Origin of the sequence: Metabacillus endolithicus, assembly GCF_023078335.1 — a bacterium.
In the GTDB taxonomy this organism is placed as follows: Bacteria; Bacillota; Bacilli; order Bacillales; family Bacillaceae; genus Metabacillus; species Metabacillus endolithicus.
Map to the genome: position 1 here is coordinate 1413292 of NZ_CP095550.1, position 17446 is coordinate 1430737.

A 17446-nucleotide genomic window follows, 5' to 3' on the forward strand; every position below is an offset into this window, starting at 1 on the left:
CTTTTTAGTAACTGGGGGGATTTATATGAGAATAGCTATTTTCACAGATACTTTTGCACCTGATGTAAATGGGGTTGCAAGAACATTAAAGAGATTTACAGACTATCTCGAAAAAAACGGCTATGAATTTAGAGTTTTTGCACCAGAAAGTACAAATGAAAGCTTGTTTTCAAGTCATATCCACCGTTTCACAAGCTTACCATTTTTTTTGTATCCTGAATGTAGATTAGCTCTTCCCAATATGCTACATGTAAAGTCAGAGCTCCAAAAATTCAAGCCAGATTTAATCCATGTTGCCACACCTTTTAATATAGGTCTTTGCGGACTGCATTATGCTAAAAAACTAAACATCCCGCTTGTTGGATCCTACCACACTGATTTTGATCAATATTTGGAGTACTATGATTTTCAATTTCTATCTAAGTTTCTTTGGAAGTATATGCATTGGTTTCACAAACCTCTAAGTAAAATCTTTGTTCCATCTAAAGAGACACTGGAACAATTAAAGCGAAAAGGGTTTTCCAACCTTCATATTTGGGGAAGGGGAGTCGAGTGTCAATTATTTCATCCTAATTACCCTAATGAAGAAATTCGTAATAAATATCATATTAAAGAAAAATATATTTTATCCTATGTTGGCCGTTTAGCTCCTGAAAAGGATATTGAAACTCTTATGAACATCACGCTAAGCCTTCCTCAGGATATGAAGAATCAAATTCATTGGTTAATTGTAGGAGATGGACCATCTAAAGAAGATATGCAAAAGAAGGCTCCTGAAAACATGACATTTGCCGGCTACTTAAATGGTGTGGATCTCGCAAAAGTATACGCTGCATCGGATTTATTTGTCTTTCCATCTCCAACGGAAACATTCGGAAATGTCGTTTTAGAAGCCCTTGCATCAGGTACACCAGTCATAGGAGCTAATTCTGGTGGAGTTAAAAACATTATTAAGGAAAATCAAACCGGACATTTATGTGAACCAAGGAATGTGGAGCAATTCACAAATGCTATTATTCATTTATTAACAAATCATTCTTTAAAAACTCAAATGGGAAAAGAGGCACGTCAATATGCTCTTTCTCAAACATGGGATCAAATTTTTGAAGGACTACTTAAAGAATATGAAGATGCATTAATTGAAAAGAAGTTTATTCGCTATGCATGAGGTTTGCTGATTAATATAAGAAACATAAATAAAGCAAAGGAGTATTTTTAAAATGTCTCCTTTGCTTTTTTAATGTCCTCTGACACAATTCAGTTTCTTGTTTCTTTGAATGATCAGGTACCTTCACCAACTTGAATATCGATCGTTGGCATTGTGTGGTATCCTTTTACATTTGTATGTGCTGTTACTTGATAAACTCCAGGGTCAGCGAAAATATAATCAATTGAATAAGTACCGGTATCTGTTAGTTCCGCCAACATCTTCTCGGATTCTTCTTCACCTTTTTTAATTTCAAATGTTACTTCAGCATCGTCAACAAGTTCTTCACCGTAATATACATTCGCACTAATTGTTTCTTCTTGATTTGTATTTGTGTGGACATTTGCTAGTATTTCAACTTTGGGTGCCTTCACTTCAACTTCTTCTGAATGATTAGTATGCTGATGTTCAGAAGATTGCTGGCAGCCTGCTGCAAGAAGTACACTTATCGCTAGGATACTTATACTTATCACTATCTTAAGCTTCATTCTTATTCCCCTCCTACTCTTTAAAGATAGCGAACAAATGTGATATTTTTATGAAGTAAAACAATATGACTTTATGACTTCATTCATTATTCACATTTTCAAGTTATAATAATCACTATACCATCCAAATGAATGCCTTACCTACACTATAATAAAAATAAGAATTTGAGAGGAATATCAATGAAACGATTAATCTTTGGGACCATTCTTCTGCTCCTAATGGTCTCCTGTTCTACAGAACCTACATTACCCAAAATCCCATTATCTAAATCTGTCATTGCAAGTTTGAATATATACGACCAGTCTATTACTTTTATAGATGCTGATACAAAAGAAAAAATGATCTGGGAAGTACCGCATCCATTTAAAAGTGGAATCCTGTTATCGAATGACAAACTTCTATTATTAAATAAAGAATCATCAAAAGGTTATGTATACCAACTTTCAACAGGCAAGAGCAAAGAGTGGGAAATTGGTGAGGGAATAGAAACCGGTCTTCTATCTTCTAAAAAAAACTTATATCTGGCTGATCAACAAACCAATAAAATAAAAATGTTTAATTTAGATGGTAAACGTTTGAAAGAAACAACGGTGGAGCACACACCATTTGCAATATTTGAAAATCAGCATCATTTGTACGTTAGTTATCTTGATCAACCAAGTATTGCGATTCTTTCTAAGAATCAGTTAGAAATGGAAGGAACCATTCCTACTCATGATGGAGCAGCTGGTGGATTTATAACGGAGAAACAAGAACTTTGGCTTGGCGGCCATGGCTCAGGAGTTCATATCCAAGAAGATATATATATTTATGACCTTACAACCCAACAATTAAAAGCAACCGTTCATGCACCTCTGATGCCAATTGATTTTATAACAAAAGATGGCAAGGTTTATGTTTTAAGTCATGGCTCTAATATATTAAGAGAAATTGATAGTAACTCCCATCAAATTCTCCGTTCTATCGAGGTAGGTGCAAACCCCTTTTCAATGACGTTATATAATAATAATTTATATATTAGCAACTATGACGCAAATGAAGTGGAAATCATTGATCTTAATCGTTTCAAGAAAATAGATACCATACCAGTTGGTGATGGTCCTTTACAGTTAATCGCAAGAGAGGGAACAGCTAATGCTAAATAAAAAGATTTTAGTCGTTGATGATGAACCTGAAATGAGAGAATTAGTAAATCTTTATTTACGAAAAGAAGGATATGATGTTTTACAAGCTGAGGATGGTGATGAAGCATTAAAGTTCCTTCCTCAATTTTCACCACATTTGATTCTCTTAGATGTGATGATGCCAAAAATAGATGGATTTACACTTGCGAAGCAAATTCAAGAAGAATATATCATTCCGATTATATTCTTAACAGCGCGTGGTGACGAATGGGATCGTATACATGGTCTTAAGTTAGGGGCAGATGATTATATTGTTAAGCCTTTCAGTACAGGTGAACTGCTAGCAAGGGTGGAAGCCGTACTAAGGAGAACTAGCAATCATGCAAACCAACTCCAAGATAATCGACAAAACTTTGGTTCAATCTCCTTTGAATTAAAATCAAGAAAAGCATTTTGTTATGAAAAACCCTTATCCTTAACACTCAAAGAGTACGAATTACTTTTATTTCTTGCAACTCATAAATCACAAGTTTTCTCCAGAGAGCATTTACTTGAGAAGATTTGGGGAATTGATTATACAGGAAGTGAAAGAACGGTTGATACCCATATCAAAACATTAAGACTAAAGTTAGATGCAGCAGCAAACAGTATACAAACAGTTTGGGGGGTTGGCTATAAATTTGAAGCTGAAATGTAACTGGTCATCTAGTTCGTTAAAAACAAAAATCCGCCTATTGTTTGCTGTTATCCTTTGTGTTTCAATCTTGTTTTCATTTTTATTTATTCATTATTTGTATCGAAATCTTTATGTAAATGAAGTGGAGCAATCTCTATTAGATGAAGGACTAAAGCTAAAAAGTAGTTATACATCAGGCGAAATTTCAGATGAGTTTAAGTCCCATCTTAATTGGTATAACACAATTAGTGAATCAGAGATTTTATTGGTTAATAACCCAAGAGAATTGAGTGCATGTTTACCATTTGAAATTAATCATGAGGGGTTAATTAGCGAAGAAGAGCGAAGGAACTTATTACGTGGAGAGCATTTAATCAAGATAGGCTATGAAGAAAGATTTGACCGACAAATCATGGGTGTTGTCGTACCCTTACTTGATGAAAATAAATTAGTCGGTATCATTTATCTTTATTTACCTCTCGCTCCTATTGAAGAAGTTTTTAATAGAACAACACCTTTGTTAATTGCTGTTGGCATCATTTTCTTTTTAGTTATCTTTAAAATCGTGAATTCAATGAGCAATACGTTTTTGCAACCTATCCATGAGATGAGAAAATATGCAAAAGAACTTGCTAAAGGCAACTTCAAAAATCGAATTCCTGTAAGAACATCAGATGAAATTGGTGGATTAGCCAAAACCTTTAATCAGATGTCAGAGGCATTGGATGAGTCAGATCAAAAGAAAAAAGACTTCTTAGCCAACGTCGCCCATGAACTAAGAACTCCGTTAAGTTATGTAAAGGGTTATAGTGGGGTTCTTCAAGAAAAACTTTATGAAACTGAGGATGAAGCTGAAAAATACCTTTCCCTTATTCAGCGTGAATCTGAGAGAATGCAAAGACTTGTTAATGATTTATTAGATTTAGCTCAGCTTGAAGGAGAAAATTACCCTTTAATAAAGGAGCCTATTGCATTCTCACAATTAGTTAATGACACTGTGGATCGATTTGATCATCGTCTTCAAGAAAAACACTTAATGCTTCAGCAACACTTAGACGATGAAATCATTATTATTGGTAGTCCTGACCGACTGCAACAAATTATATATAACCTTCTTGAAAACGCAATAAGATACTCAGATAAACCTGGAACGATCTCACTCTCTTCCACACAAGATCAAGAAAGCATCTTCTTTTCTATTTCTGATAATGGAATGGGGATGTCAGAAGAAGAGATTATACATATTGGTGAACGTTTTTATCGTACAGATAAAGCAAGAAACCGTAAAGAAGGCGGTACTGGGTTAGGACTAGCAATTGTAAAACAATTAGTTCTTTTGCACGGGGGCAGAATGGAATTCCATAGTAAGTTAGGCAAAGGTACTACAGTTACGCTTGTATTTCCAAATGAACTTAACAAAAAAGGTCTGATGTGAACATTCACATCAGACCTTTTTATACTTTATTGTAATGCAGCTTTATTTAAAGCATCTGCTTTATCTGTTCTTTCCCAAGGAAGATCAAGATCATTACGGCCAAAATGTCCGTAAGCTGCAGTTTGTTTGTAAATAGGACGTCTTAAGTCAAGCATTTTAATGATTCCAGCAGGACGTAAATCGAAATTACTGCGAACAACTTCTACTAATACTTCTTCAGAAACTTTTCCTGTTCCGAATGTATCAATTGAAATAGATACTGGCTGTGCTACACCAATTGCATACGCTAATTGAACTTCACATTTATCAGCTAAACCAGCTGCAACGATGTTTTTCGCTACATAACGAGCTGCATATGCTGCAGAACGGTCAACCTTTGTTGCATCTTTACCAGAGAATGCTCCACCGCCGTGACGAGCATATCCACCGTAAGTATCAACGATGATTTTACGTCCAGTTAAGCCAGCATCTCCTTGTGGTCCACCAATAACAAAGCGACCTGTTGGGTTAATAAAGTATTTTGTTTCTTCATCAATTAATTCTGCTGGAACAACAGGGTTAATAACATACTCTTTTAGGTTACGTTGAATTTGCTCAAGTGTAACTTCAGGATGATGTTGAGTTGAAATAACGATTGTATCAATACGAACTGGTTTATTATTTTCATCATATTCAACCGTTACCTGTGTTTTTCCATCAGGACGTAAGTATGGAAGAATTTCATCTTTACGAACTTCAGTTAAGCGACGTGATAATTTATGTGCTAAAGAAATTGGCAGTGGCATTAATTCTTTCGTTTCATTACATGCAAACCCGAACATTAAACCTTGGTCACCTGCGCCAATTGCTTCAATTTCCTCATCTGACATTTGACCTTCACGAGCTTCTAGAGCTTGGTCAACACCCATAGCGATATCTGCTGATTGCTCATCGATTGATGTTAATACAGCACAAGTTTCCGCATCAAAACCATACTTAGCACGAGTGTAACCAATGTCTTTGATTGTTTCACGGACAATTTTGGGGATATCTACATACGTACTTGTTGTAATTTCTCCTGCTACTAATACTAAACCAGTTGTAACAGACGTTTCACACGCTACACGTGCATTTGGATCTTTTGCAATAATTGCATCAAGAATTGAATCTGAAATTTGGTCACAGATCTTATCTGGATGGCCTTCTGTTACAGATTCTGAAGTAAAAAGACGTTTTTTAGACATAATTAAAAGCTTCCTCCTCATATTCATGTTCATTCATTTGATCCGGAACTCTTCCCAAAGTATGACCTTTAGAAAATCACGTTGGCATATTTTGTGAACAGAAGTATTATGTACCTTTACCACATGCTTGTCCTGGTAAAACTCTAATGAAGAATACTTTTTTCTGTTATCAAAAAAACCTTTCCCATGTGAGGAAAGGTTTATCATCGTTCATCGCCTTTCGCTCTTATCGATCAAGGGCTTTCGCCTTGCTTCAGGTTAGCACCTTTGCGTCGGAAAATGTCGTTCTAGAGTGCGTCGGTTTAACATAGTTCCACAGAGTGGTCTTTTTTGCCTAAGCAAGCTGTCGCTTGCTTGAATGATGCTGGCGCATCATTCTTGACCTAAGAAAAACACAACATGAATCAAAATGAATTTTGATTCATAACGTGCTTTTCTTAGGTCAGGCAAAAAAACTGTTCAATAAAACTATATAATTAGTGCGCAGTCGCCGCTTTCCTTTGATAGCAGGTTGCTGGGTTTCATAGGGCCTGTCCCTCCACCAGCTCGGGATAAGAGAATCCGTTCAAGGACATATCATAGCGCACTAACCTATTGGTGTCAACAAAAATCGACAACTATTACCATTGATTTATTAAAATATTTGATAGATGTCTATCACTATTGTGTCCCATTCCCTATAGAAATATAAATATCAATTGTTTTTCTACATTATGCTAGCTTGATGTGTTGTACAAAGCTTAAGTTTTTCTAATAGCAAAATATTTTTTCAATTCAAAAATTTAATGATAGCAAATCATCAAATAGTATGTTTTATTGAAATTAATGTGTTATACTAATTAACAACATAAGGGAAATTATTCTTTTCTAGAAGGAAGGTAATGGGGATGAATATTACAGATATCACGAATGAGCTTAATCAGCTTGTTAATGGGGAGAATGCTAAACATAATTTATCAGTTGCACAGCTTGTTGAAAAAGTACTTGAACGTAAAGAAGGGTTATTAACATCAACAGGTGCAATTCGAGCAACAACCGGAGCTTATACCGGGAGATCACCAGAGGATAAGTTTATTGTAGACGAAAGTTCAGTAAAAAGTAAAATAAATTGGGGCCCAGTGAATCAGCATATTTCAGAAGAAGCATTTGATCGCTTATACAGTAAAATGATTTTACACCTTAAGAAACGAGATGAAATTTTTATTTTTGATGGATTTGCAGGTGCTGACCCCCGCTTTCAGTTACCATTAAAAATTATAAATGAGTTTGCCTGGCACAATCTTTTTGCAAGCCAACTGTTTATTAAAGATCAAGAACAAGAAAACGAGTCAAAGGAACTACCTTTTACCATTTTATCAGCCCCGCATTTTAAAGCTGATCCAGAAGTTGATGGTACAAAATCAGAAACTTTCATTATCATTTCCTTTGAGAAAAGAACGATTTTAATCGGTGGCACTGAATATGCTGGCGAAATGAAGAAGTCTGTATTCTCAGTTATGAATTTATTATTACCTGAAAATAATATTCTCCCTATGCATTGCTCAGCAAATGTTGGCTTTGAAGGTGATGTTGCCCTGTTTTTCGGACTTTCCGGCACAGGTAAAACAACGTTATCTGCTGACCCTAACCGTCGTTTAATTGGTGATGATGAACATGGATGGTCTACTTCTGGCGTATTTAATATTGAGGGTGGTTGCTATGCAAAGTGTATCAACTTAACGAAAGAAAAAGAACCACAAATTTTTAATGCAATCCGCTATGGATCAGTTCTTGAAAATGTGGTTGTTGATGATGACACTAGAGAAGCAGATTACAGCAGTTCCTTTTTCACAGAAAATACTCGGGCTGCCTATTCACTAACTGCTATTGACAAAGCCATTATTCCAAGTATTGCTGGTCATCCACAAACGATTGTCTTTTTAACTGCAGATGCTTTTGGTGTATTACCTCCAATTAGTAAGTTAACAAAAGAACAGGCAATGTATCACTTCCTAAGTGGATACACAAGCAAATTAGCAGGAACAGAGCGTGGCGTAACAGCTCCTGAAACTACGTTCTCTACTTGCTTTGGCTCTCCATTCCTGCCACTTAAAGCAACACGTTACGCTAACATGCTTGGACAAAAAATTGATGAACATGAAGTTCAAGTATTCTTAGTAAACACTGGTTGGACCGGGGGAGCATACGGTGTTGGTAAACGGATGAATCTCAAGTATACAAGAGCTATGGTTCAGGCAGCAGTTGAAGGTGACCTTGATCACATTGAAACCGTAAAGGATGAAGTATTTGGTTTAAATATTCCAATTCATGTACCGGGGGTTCCTGACGATGTATTACAGCCACAAAAAACATGGGGCTCTCAAGATGAGTACCTTGTCAAAGCAATCGAATTAGCTACAGAATTTAAAGATAACTTCAAGAAATTCAATAGTTTATCTAACGATATCGAGAAATTGGGAGGCCCAATTCGTTATAACTAGTGTGTTTTAAAGCTCATCATATGATGGGCTTTCTTTGGTTTTTATCCCTCTTCCTATATTGCTTCAATATTTTAACGAAAGTTAGGACAAACTTTCTATATTAGGAGGGATGATCGTGAGAAAACACCAGTTTGAAGAGAACACACTTAAGTTTCTATTATTATTTGGGCTTTTTTCAGTCATTAAAATTATTAAAAAGCCACCTATGAAGGATTGGTTAATTATTTTCCTTTTTAAAGGGTATATTTCTTCTATAATGGACAATCTTCTCATTCATCGTGGTTATATAAAATACCCAATAAAACTATTTAAATCTTTTGATATAAGCTTCATCTATGATTATTTGTTGTTTCCTCTATCTTGTGTGTATTACAATCAATTAACAAAATCCTCTAGTATCCCAATGATTCTTTTAAAAGTGTTTTATTTCAGCATTCCAATGGCTATCGTTGAACATTGGCTTGAAGTTAATACAAAATTAGTCAAATTCAAAAAAGGCTGGAACAGTTTATCAAGCTTTGCCTCAATTACAATAACCTTTCTTATCGTAAGAACCTTCATTGCTTTTGTAAGAAAAGCTGATGATACACCTGTTCCTAAAGCCGAATAAAAGCCAGGTAATGAGATAACCTCAATTACCTGGCTTTATGTATTAGTTGGTTGAATTTAAGTTAATAAGTTGATACGTGACAATTGTTTTAATGTTCGTTAATTCTAGTTTCTGAACCACAGCTTGTCCAGTTACTTCACCACTCATTGTTTTTCTTACCTCAATCGGTATATCTATTGGGTAAACTCGATATCCATCCTTTGATAACTCAAAGGTATTTTCATCAATACGGACTTCTTTTCCCTTTGTCACAATCATTGTATTAAATTCCATTGGCATTCCCATATAGGACCCCTCCTCTTTCTACTTGAACTTATACTCATCATACCACCAGAGCTTTTTTATCACACCTATAAAACTTAGTAAAATCAACCTCTTATTGTTTTTTCATCCATAAACAAAGTCTTTGTAATGTATCACGATTTATTTTCGGAGGAAAATAGTGTGTAAATTGTTCAAAGTACCAACTTTCGACTGGTTTATTTAGCTCCTTTAACCGTTTTTCTAGCCTGTAAGCATGTTCAACTGATACATTTTTGTCTTTTACACCATGAATAATTAAAGTTGGTGCGTGTAGCCTGTCCAATTCATATAAAGGTGTTCTCCAGGCATATCTTTTTGGAAATTTTGTTGGTGTACCACCAATCACTCTTTTCATCATCCTACGTAAATCTTCCCGCTCAACATAAGTTAAGACCATATCCGTTACACCACCCCACGTAACAACAGAACGAATATCTTCAGCAATAATGCCTGCTAATAAGGCCATGACCCCTCCTCTTGAAAATCCGAACACATGCACTCTATCAGGCTGGACTTTTGGATGATGTTTTAGAATTTCCATTGCAGAAATAGCATCATAGCGATCTTCTCCAGCAAAATCCTCGTTTCCTTCTCCCCCCTGATTTCCACGATAAAAAGGAGCCATCACAACAAATCCTTCAGAGGCAAATTGAATTACCCTACCGATCCTCACCATTCCCACACTTTTAATCCCGCCACGTAAATACAATAGTCCCTCGTATTTACCTTCACGTACGAACTCAGCTAGTAAGTGCCCTTTATTTTTAACTGTTCGGACTGATAAGTTACAATCCATAAATGAATGTTTGGATTAGGTGAGGGATATTTTATCTTACTAATAATTTTTCCATTCATCTTACAATCACTCTTTCTTCTTTTGTTCTATTCCTTTACCTTTCCCCAAAATACATATCTAGGCATTCACACATTTTTAAAAAGATCATAAATTATCCTATATTCTTTAGAAATCACATTTCATACATTACAAGAGAATACACGTTTCTACATCATCTTATTAGAAAACTTAGTTTATCGCCAATTCTTAAGGCGAAACCTTAGTTATTTCTACTATCCATCCAAACCCTATTCTACTTGCTTGTCAAAAAAGGTGCTATACATCAAGGAGGTTAATGACATGAAAAAATGGCTGTTGTATTTATGTGTTGCGTTATTAATTGTTTTACCCCTTTCTGCATGCAGTCAGGAAAAGGTTGAAACGATTAATCTTGCCGAAGTAACACACTCAATTTTCTACGCCCCTTTATATGTTGCAATGGCGGAAGGTTTCTTTGAGGAAGAAGGACTTGACGTGAAGTTAACAACAACTTGGGGTGGAGATAAGACAATGACTGCTCTCCTCTCAGACGGCGCAGATATTGCCTTAGTTGGCTCAGAAACATCTATCTATGTGCATGCACAAGGCTCAAATGATCCGATCATTAATTTTGCTCAACTTACTCAAACAGATGGAACCTTCCTTGTTAGTAGAGAAAAAATTGATGATTTTGAATGGGAACAACTAAAAGACAGTACCTTCCTAGGGCAAAGGAAAGGCGGAATGCCGCAAATGGTCGGGGAGTTCGTGTTAAAGGAACATGGAATCGATCCCCAAACAGATCTTGAACTCATTCAGAATGTTGATTTTGCAAATATTCCAAGCGCTTTTGCTTCTGGTACAGGAGATTTTGTTCAGCTTTTCGAACCAACAGCCAGTATTTTTGAAAAAGAAGGCACAGGCCATATCGTCGCTTCATTTGGTACGGAATCCGGCAAGGTTCCTTATACAACGTTTATGAGCAAGCAAAGCTTTTTAGATGAAAACGAAGAAGCTGCAAAGAAATTCACAACCGCTATTTATAAAGCACAGCAATGGGTTCAAGAAAAAAGTGTAAAAGAAATTGCAGAATCCATCGCTCCTCAGTTCGAAGATACAGAACTAGAGTTGATTGAAACAGTTGTACAACGATACAAAGAACAAGGCTCATTTGCAACCGATCCAATCTTGGATGTTGAAGAGTGGGAAAATCTCCAAAACATTATGGATGAAGCTGGGGAACTGCCTATGAGAGTTGATCACGAAACACTTGTTAATACCTCTTTTGCAGAAGAAGTGTCAAGCAAGTAAGGAGGAGCTATTATGTCATTTTTACTCGTCGATCATGTTCACCACATCTATTTAACAAAAGATTCAGCGACAGTTGCTTTAGAAGATATTCAGCTTTCTATCGAGGAAGGGGAATTTGTCTCCTTCCTCGGTCCTAGCGGCTGTGGTAAAACAACATTATTATCAATTATTGCCGGCCTTATTAAACCTATTGAGGGTACGGTAAGTATTGCAAATAAACCTATTACAAAACCTGACGAATTAATTGGCTATATGCTTCAACAGGATTATTTATTTCCTTGGAAAACCATCGAAGAAAATGTCACATTAGGCTTGAAAATAACGAATCAAAAAACACCTGAAACTACTGAAAAAACATTAGATTTATTAAGGAAAATGGGCCTTGATTCAGTAGAAAAACAGTTTCCTAGCCAACTTTCAGGTGGAATGAGACAACGGGCAGCTCTTGTGCGTACATTAGCGACAAATCCCCAGATTTTATTGCTTGATGAGCCCTTTTCTGCTCTTGATTATCAAACAAAATTGAAACTTGAAGATCTTGTTGTTCAAACGTTAAAGGATTTTAATAAAACAGCAATCCTTGTCACACATGATATAGGCGAGGCTATTGCAATGAGTGACAGAATATTTGTTTTCTCAGCTAAACCAGGGAGACTGAGTAGAACCTATTTAATTCCTAAAGAAATACGCGAGCTTCCTCCATTTTATGCAAGACAGCATCCAAAGTTCTCAGAATTATTTCAGCAAATATGGAAGGAGCTGGATCAGCATGAAACAGAATGAAAGCATTGAACTCCTTCATAGAAATTATAAACGAGGTCTTGAACGAGAAAAAAAGTGGATCAGATTTTATCAACTATTAATTTTCATTTGTTTTTTTGGACTTTGGGAAATAGCGGGCAAAAGAGAATGGATTGATCCATTACTTTTCAGCTCACCTTCAAAGATATGGAAGTTATTTCTTACGAAAATAAATGATGGAACCCTACTATCTCACCTTGGTGTGACTCTTTTTGAAACTGTACTCGGCTTTATATTAGGAACAGCTTTAGGTGCACTACTTGCAGCGATTTTATGGTGGTCACCCAGATTATCAAAGATACTTGATCCTTACCTTGTTATAATGAATGCCATGCCTAAAGTGGCTCTTGGTCCAATATTAATCGTTGGTTTAGGTCCTGGCTTTTTTTCAATCATTGCAATGGGGACAATTATTTCGGTTATCATTACAACAATTGTTGTATACACGTCTTTTAAAGAAGTAGATTCAAATTATATTAAGGTGCTACAAACGTTTCAAGCAAGCAAATTCCAAACCTTTAAAGAAGCCATTTTACCAGCTTCATTTCCTACAATTGTTTCAACGCTAAAAGTAAATGTAGGATTATCATGGGTAGGTGTAATTGTAGGGGAGTTTCTTGTTTCAGCAAAAGGATTGGGTTATATGATCATTTATGGTTTCCAAGTATTTAATTTCACTCTTGTCTTATTGAGCCTAATCATTATTGCCTTTTTTGCTACTATTATGTACCAGGGCGTTGAGTTGCTGGAGAAACGATTGATTAAAAACGACAAAAGAGGCTGACTACGATGTTCCCTCATTGCTCCTTGAGGGTTCATCGTTTGCCGCCTCTATTTTAATCTTCTTTTTATTTCCTCAATACTTCTTTGTAATACATCATCTTTCATGATAAAACTAAATTTTTTATCTTTTTGAATCCCTTCAGGCAGTTCCTTAAGTAACACAGGTCCATATGTTTCATAATAGCCATCTTGTTCAACTAATTGATTAACCATGGCAAAATAGATATTCTTTACGATAACCTTTTCTTTACCTTTTACTTTATATTGACCAATATATTCTATTTCTTTAACAATTCCACCTGTCTCCTCTTTCACTTCCCTAATAGCTGCTTCAAGGGCCGTTTCATTGTCCTCAACCTTTCCTCCCGGAAATTCAAATCCACGATCAGAATGCTTTGTTAGCAACCATTGGTCTTGATGACGGCAAACAACCCAAACATGTTTGGGATCTTTCGAAAAAGGATGATCATCAAAAGATAAAACAACTTCATTGTGATAATAATCTATAAATCGGTACATTTTAATCCCTCTATTTTTTTCCTAATAAACAAATCTTATCACAATGTCAAAACTCTGTATAACGGTTTATTCTTGTTCATTAATTTTTGACATGAGCTGATTTGTCCGAATATGCTCTTTTGCCTCTTCATCACCTAGCTCATAAATCATACGATATATTTTCATATTCGTATCATCAATTGCATCATTTTCACGATCATAATGGTACTGAACATATGGTGTATGTGAGCGAAGGAAACCTTGAAAATCGCTTGAGTATACTTGATCGAAATACTCCCTGAGCTGAACGATTTCTTCATCGGTTGCCTCTATTTTAAAATCCCATGCAGAAGCTGTACTTAACTGTGAAATTTGCCCACTTCCCACCGTAATATAATACGTTTTCTTATTATTCTCCATGTCGACAACTCCTTCAATTATCCTTATGTTATGTTTTGTTCATATTCTTTGTAATATTCAGCGAGATATTAATTAGAATAGTTCTACTCTTAATAACAAAAAATACGAAGAAGCTACGATTAAAAACTGGAGGACAATACCGTGAACATTGAACTTTTTACAAATCCAGAGCTTAGTAAATTCCGCGCAGATGAAGAAGATGTCTATGCCTATGTTAAATCTATCCTAGAAAAAACAAGCAAGCAGGACATGCTCTCTTGGGTCAACACTCTATCAGAGGAAGACCTGCACTCTCTTATGATTCCATATTTTTCAGAGAAGCTTTCTGAAGATCTTGCTGATAGAGAGCTTTAACAGTGAAAAAAAGCAGGCGATGATCACATCACCTGCTTTCTGCTTATTTTCCTAAGAAAGACTTTAACATCCAATTATGCTTTTCTAAGCTTTGATGAATAGCCAATAGCATATCACCAGTTGTTTCATCTCCTACTTCACCAGCTAAATCCATTCCTTCTTTTAGCTCATCTACTAACACACTAAAATCATCATAGATGTTTTGAACCATTTGTTCTGCTGTTTCACTTCCATCAGCTTCTTTAATTGAAGCAAGCTCTAAGCTTTCTCTCATTGTAGCAACCGGTGCTCCTTCAAGAGCTAATAAGCGTTCAGCTAGTTCATCAATATGGACAGCTGCTTCGGTATAGAACTCCTCAAACTTTTCATGCAATGTGAAGAAGTTTTTCCCTTTAACAAACCAATGATAATTATGTAGTTTTACATAAAGCACCGTCCAGTTGGCAATTTGTTTATTTACTGTAGTTACTAGTTTCTCTGACATCTTAATTCCTCCTTTATTATCTACTAGTACTTTACCCCAGTTTTTCGACTTTAAACGCTTGAACATACTAAAAACATTGTATAAACATGTTAGATCTTTCATGATATGATAACTAATAATAGAATAAGTAGAGGAAGATTTTTTGGGAGGAAAATGTATTGAAAACTGTTTTTATTATCTGCATCATCATTGTCATTATTGTGCTTTTGCTTAGCCTCTTAACGACAAGAAAAGCCTACCAATATAAACATACTGTTGATCCAATTAAAAAGCCAGTTAACAATCAAGAAACACAAGAGAAAGAACAAGAAAAACCCACGCAAAATCAATAGATTGCGTGGGGCTTTCTCTTAGCCTTTTAGTAACTTTCATAAACATAAGGTGATTCCGGTTGTTCAACACGGTCAATTTCGGAAACCTCAATTGAAGGTAATGTCCAATCTTGATACTTTACTGTTGTAATTGTACCAGTTAGTTTCACCCATTGATCATCACCCAATGTCTCTGCTTCTGGAGATGTTGCCAATGTTCCAAACACTGATGCATCTGCCACACAACATGATAAACCAAACCTTGCGATGACAAATTGATTCTCTTTAAAATCATGTTCTCTAAAAACAAACCCTAACATCTCTACCTTTTTCCCAACGAACTTATCAGGGTTTTCATCAAGTATCGAGGTCATTGCTATAAAATTTTCTTCAGTAAATTGAATGGTTTCCATTTCAAGCATTTTCTGCTCAAGTTGTGCATAAAAGTCCACTGGTTTTTCCTGAACCTCAAATCCTTCAGGGTGCTCAAGTGGTACATCCGGAATGTTGGAAGACTGTGCAACTTTATTTCCTACACTTTCATCTAACTCATTCAAATAAGCTTCAGGATCACTTAAGTAAGCCTCAGCCTTTGATGTATCTTGCTCTTCTAGATTTGTCTTAAATCCTCTTTTGGCAGCAACAGAGCTATCCAACACAACATCTGGAAATAAAAATCCAGTTATAATAGGAAAAACAAATAAAGAATAAACAAGTAGCGTTTTTATTGGTGACGATGAAACAGCATGGTCTGTTCCACAATCACAGTAAAGCTCAGCTTGCTTTTTAGAACCACTTCTCCAGATTTGGATCGCACCTAACAGGGCAAAAACAATAATTGCAAAATACATAAAAGGCATCATTTTTGGCGCAATGAAATGAACCATATTTCCTGTGATGACTAGCTTAAGCATTAATAAGGTAAATCCAATTAATATAATTCCTCGGATATATAGTTGAAATCGATACTGCGCATGTTGTTTTTCCATATAATCTCTAAACCTCCTTTACTTATAAAAATAGAAACTGGTAAATAATAATAGAGATATAAACAACAATAGTAACGACTAGAATAAACGCTGCAACAAATCTTGCTTTAAAGAAAGCAAAAAGCATAATTGTATTCTTCAAATCAAGCATTGGACCATATACTAAAAAAGCAAGTAATGAACCGGCAGTAAATGTACCACCAAAAGAAGCCGCAACAAAGGCATCTGCTTCAGAGCATAGTGATAGAATATAACCAAACCCCATCATTAATGCTGGAGAAAGGAACTCGTTCGTTCCGAGCTCAGTCAACAGAGTACGATCAAGAAATGTTTGAAAAAGACTGGCGATTAATGCCCCCATTATTAAAAATTTTCCCATTTCAAAAAATTCATCACTTGCATGAAATAACGTAGATTTTAACTTTCCTACTTTTTCTTCTTGATTAGTATTCCCTTCTACTACTACATCCTCTTTCGTCCATTTTAATTGATTGCTGTTCTTAAACAAAAGATAAATGATAAACCCGATCACAATCGACAAAACAAACGCTAACCCCATTCTTGCATAAGCAATATGAAGCTCTGAAGAAAAGGCATAATAGGTTGAAGCAAATACAACTGGATTTAAGATCGGTGCCCCAACCAGAAAGACAACCCCAATATGTAACGGCATTCCCTTTTTCATCAACCTTCTTACAATCGGAACAATTGCACATTCGCAAATAGGGAAAATAGCTCCTAGTAATGCTGCTGGTAAAAGAGCAAGAATCGCATTTCTAGGCAATGCTCTTTTAATTAAATCTTCAGAAACATATGTTTGAATAAGCGCTGAAACAAAAACTCCTAACAAAATAAAGGGGATCGCTTCTAATAGAATACTTAAAAACATCGTGTTGACTGTTAATAATTCTGAAGGAATGTTAAATGATAGATCCTGAAAATCAACAAATAGGAATAAGTAAAAAAATAAACCTATTAACCCGAGAGCAATAAATTCACGAAATAGTGGTATGACGATTTTATTCATTTTTGAACTCCTATCCTATTAATCTTTGTTCTATATCATACTAGTTTTCTTGCGAGATTATGTCTTTTTAATTATGAACTTTTCTTTACATTCTTTTTTCATTCTAG

19 protein-coding genes and 1 pseudogene are annotated in these 17446 nt (G+C 35.6%); 11 read left to right on the plus strand and 9 right to left on the minus strand.

The genetic code is table 11. The features are described from left to right. Window positions 1–25 precede the first annotated feature (25 nt). Entirely contained in the window at window positions 26–1168 is a 1143-nt protein-coding gene (locus MVE64_RS07605) for a glycosyltransferase family 4 protein (protein WP_247345228.1), read from the plus strand. A gap of 113 nt (window positions 1169–1281) precedes the next feature. On the opposite strand, the gene MVE64_RS07610 is transcribed toward MVE64_RS07605, so the two are convergent. Then, window positions 1282–1695, minus strand: a complete 414-nt coding sequence (locus tag MVE64_RS07610) for a FixH family protein (RefSeq protein ID WP_098794925.1) — start codon at window positions 1693–1695, stop codon at window positions 1282–1284. Between the two features lie 180 nt (window positions 1696–1875). On the opposite strand from MVE64_RS07610, the gene MVE64_RS07615 reads away from it, so the two are divergent. The 3 genes from MVE64_RS07615 to MVE64_RS07625 are packed head-to-tail and all read left to right on the plus strand — an operon-like array spanning window position 1876 to window position 4931. Next, window positions 1876–2841, plus strand: coding sequence for a YncE family protein (locus MVE64_RS07615; RefSeq protein WP_098794924.1), 966 nt, complete (start codon window positions 1876–1878; stop codon window positions 2839–2841). After that, window positions 2831–3517 (plus strand): response regulator transcription factor, encoded by a 687-nt coding sequence (locus tag MVE64_RS07620; protein WP_247345231.1) that lies wholly within the window; start codon window positions 2831–2833, stop codon window positions 3515–3517. The genes MVE64_RS07615 and MVE64_RS07620 overlap by 11 nt, the downstream gene beginning before the upstream one ends. Continuing rightward, window positions 3501–4931: a sensor histidine kinase gene (locus tag MVE64_RS07625; protein ID WP_247345234.1), complete on the plus strand. Its 1431-nt coding sequence runs from the start codon at window positions 3501–3503 to the stop codon at window positions 4929–4931. Before MVE64_RS07620 ends, MVE64_RS07625 begins: the two co-directional genes overlap by 17 nt. Window positions 4932–4957: 26 nt before the next feature. Here MVE64_RS07625 and metK read toward each other — a convergent pair whose 3' ends face one another. Continuing rightward, a complete protein-coding gene (metK, locus tag MVE64_RS07630) occupies window positions 4958–6154 on the minus strand; it encodes a methionine adenosyltransferase (protein ID WP_098794921.1) in 1197 nt (398 codons plus the stop codon). A gap of 887 nt (window positions 6155–7041) precedes the next feature. Between metK and pckA the strand changes: the two genes are divergently transcribed. Both pckA and MVE64_RS07640 read left to right on the plus strand, forming a co-directional pair. Beyond that, window positions 7042–8634, plus strand: a complete 1593-nt coding sequence (gene pckA / locus MVE64_RS07635; protein ID WP_247346987.1) for a phosphoenolpyruvate carboxykinase (ATP) — start codon at window positions 7042–7044, stop codon at window positions 8632–8634. Window positions 8635–8749: 115 nt separating this feature from the next. Then, a complete protein-coding gene (locus MVE64_RS07640; RefSeq protein WP_247345237.1) occupies window positions 8750–9244 on the plus strand; it encodes a CBO0543 family protein in 495 nt (164 codons plus the stop codon). Between the two features lie 42 nt (window positions 9245–9286). Here the strand turns inward: MVE64_RS07640 and MVE64_RS07645 are convergent, their stop codons facing one another. After that, window positions 9287–9529, minus strand: a complete 243-nt coding sequence (locus MVE64_RS07645) for a DUF2584 domain-containing protein (protein ID WP_098794920.1) — start codon at window positions 9527–9529, stop codon at window positions 9287–9289. Window positions 9530–9620: 91 nt separating this feature from the next. Then, window positions 9621–10402, minus strand: a pseudogene (locus MVE64_RS07650) (alpha/beta hydrolase family protein). 280 nt (window positions 10403–10682) lie between these two features. Here MVE64_RS07650 and MVE64_RS07655 point away from each other — a divergent pair. From MVE64_RS07655 to MVE64_RS07665, 3 genes are read left to right on the plus strand one after another with little or no spacing between them, the layout of a single operon-like run. Next, window positions 10683–11672 carry an ABC transporter substrate-binding protein gene (locus tag MVE64_RS07655; RefSeq protein WP_247345240.1) on the plus strand — a complete coding sequence of 330 codons (990 nt, stop codon included), beginning with the start codon at window positions 10683–10685 and terminating at the stop codon, window positions 11670–11672. 12 nt (window positions 11673–11684) lie between these two features. Next, entirely contained in the window at window positions 11685–12455 is a 771-nt protein-coding gene (locus tag MVE64_RS07660; protein ID WP_247345242.1) for an ABC transporter ATP-binding protein, read from the plus strand. Beyond that, window positions 12442–13257: an ABC transporter permease gene (locus MVE64_RS07665; protein WP_247345245.1), complete on the plus strand. Its 816-nt coding sequence runs from the start codon at window positions 12442–12444 to the stop codon at window positions 13255–13257. The genes MVE64_RS07660 and MVE64_RS07665 overlap by 14 nt, the downstream gene beginning before the upstream one ends. A 47-nt stretch (window positions 13258–13304) precedes the next feature. Here MVE64_RS07665 and ytkD read toward each other — a convergent pair whose 3' ends face one another. Next, window positions 13305–13775, minus strand: a complete 471-nt coding sequence (gene ytkD / locus MVE64_RS07670) for an RNA deprotection pyrophosphohydrolase (RefSeq protein ID WP_098794915.1) — start codon at window positions 13773–13775, stop codon at window positions 13305–13307. A gap of 66 nt (window positions 13776–13841) precedes the next feature. Beyond that, a complete protein-coding gene (locus MVE64_RS07675) occupies window positions 13842–14174 on the minus strand; it encodes a hydrolase (RefSeq protein ID WP_098794914.1) in 333 nt (110 codons plus the stop codon). Between the two features lie 141 nt (window positions 14175–14315). Between MVE64_RS07675 and MVE64_RS07680 the strand changes: the two genes are divergently transcribed. Further along, window positions 14316–14528, plus strand: a complete 213-nt coding sequence (locus tag MVE64_RS07680) for a DUF6154 family protein (protein ID WP_247345248.1) — start codon at window positions 14316–14318, stop codon at window positions 14526–14528. Window positions 14529–14571: 43 nt separating this feature from the next. On the opposite strand, the gene MVE64_RS07685 is transcribed toward MVE64_RS07680, so the two are convergent. After that, on the minus strand, window positions 14572–15012 hold the full coding sequence (locus tag MVE64_RS07685) for a Dps family protein (RefSeq protein WP_098794912.1): 441 nt from the start codon (window positions 15010–15012) through the stop codon (window positions 14572–14574). Between the two features lie 158 nt (window positions 15013–15170). Here MVE64_RS07685 and ytzI point away from each other — a divergent pair, with 158 nt between their 5' ends. Then, window positions 15171–15344: a YtzI protein gene (ytzI, locus tag MVE64_RS07690; protein ID WP_212137025.1), complete on the plus strand. Its 174-nt coding sequence runs from the start codon at window positions 15171–15173 to the stop codon at window positions 15342–15344. A gap of 26 nt (window positions 15345–15370) precedes the next feature. On the opposite strand, the gene MVE64_RS07695 is transcribed toward ytzI, so the two are convergent. Both MVE64_RS07695 and MVE64_RS07700 read right to left on the minus strand, forming a co-directional pair. Beyond that, on the minus strand, window positions 15371–16312 hold the full coding sequence (locus tag MVE64_RS07695) for a TIGR03943 family putative permease subunit (RefSeq protein WP_247345251.1): 942 nt from the start codon (window positions 16310–16312) through the stop codon (window positions 15371–15373). 22 nt (window positions 16313–16334) lie between these two features. Next, entirely contained in the window at window positions 16335–17339 is a 1005-nt protein-coding gene (locus tag MVE64_RS07700; protein WP_247345253.1) for a permease, read from the minus strand. Window positions 17340–17446 lie beyond the last annotated feature (107 nt).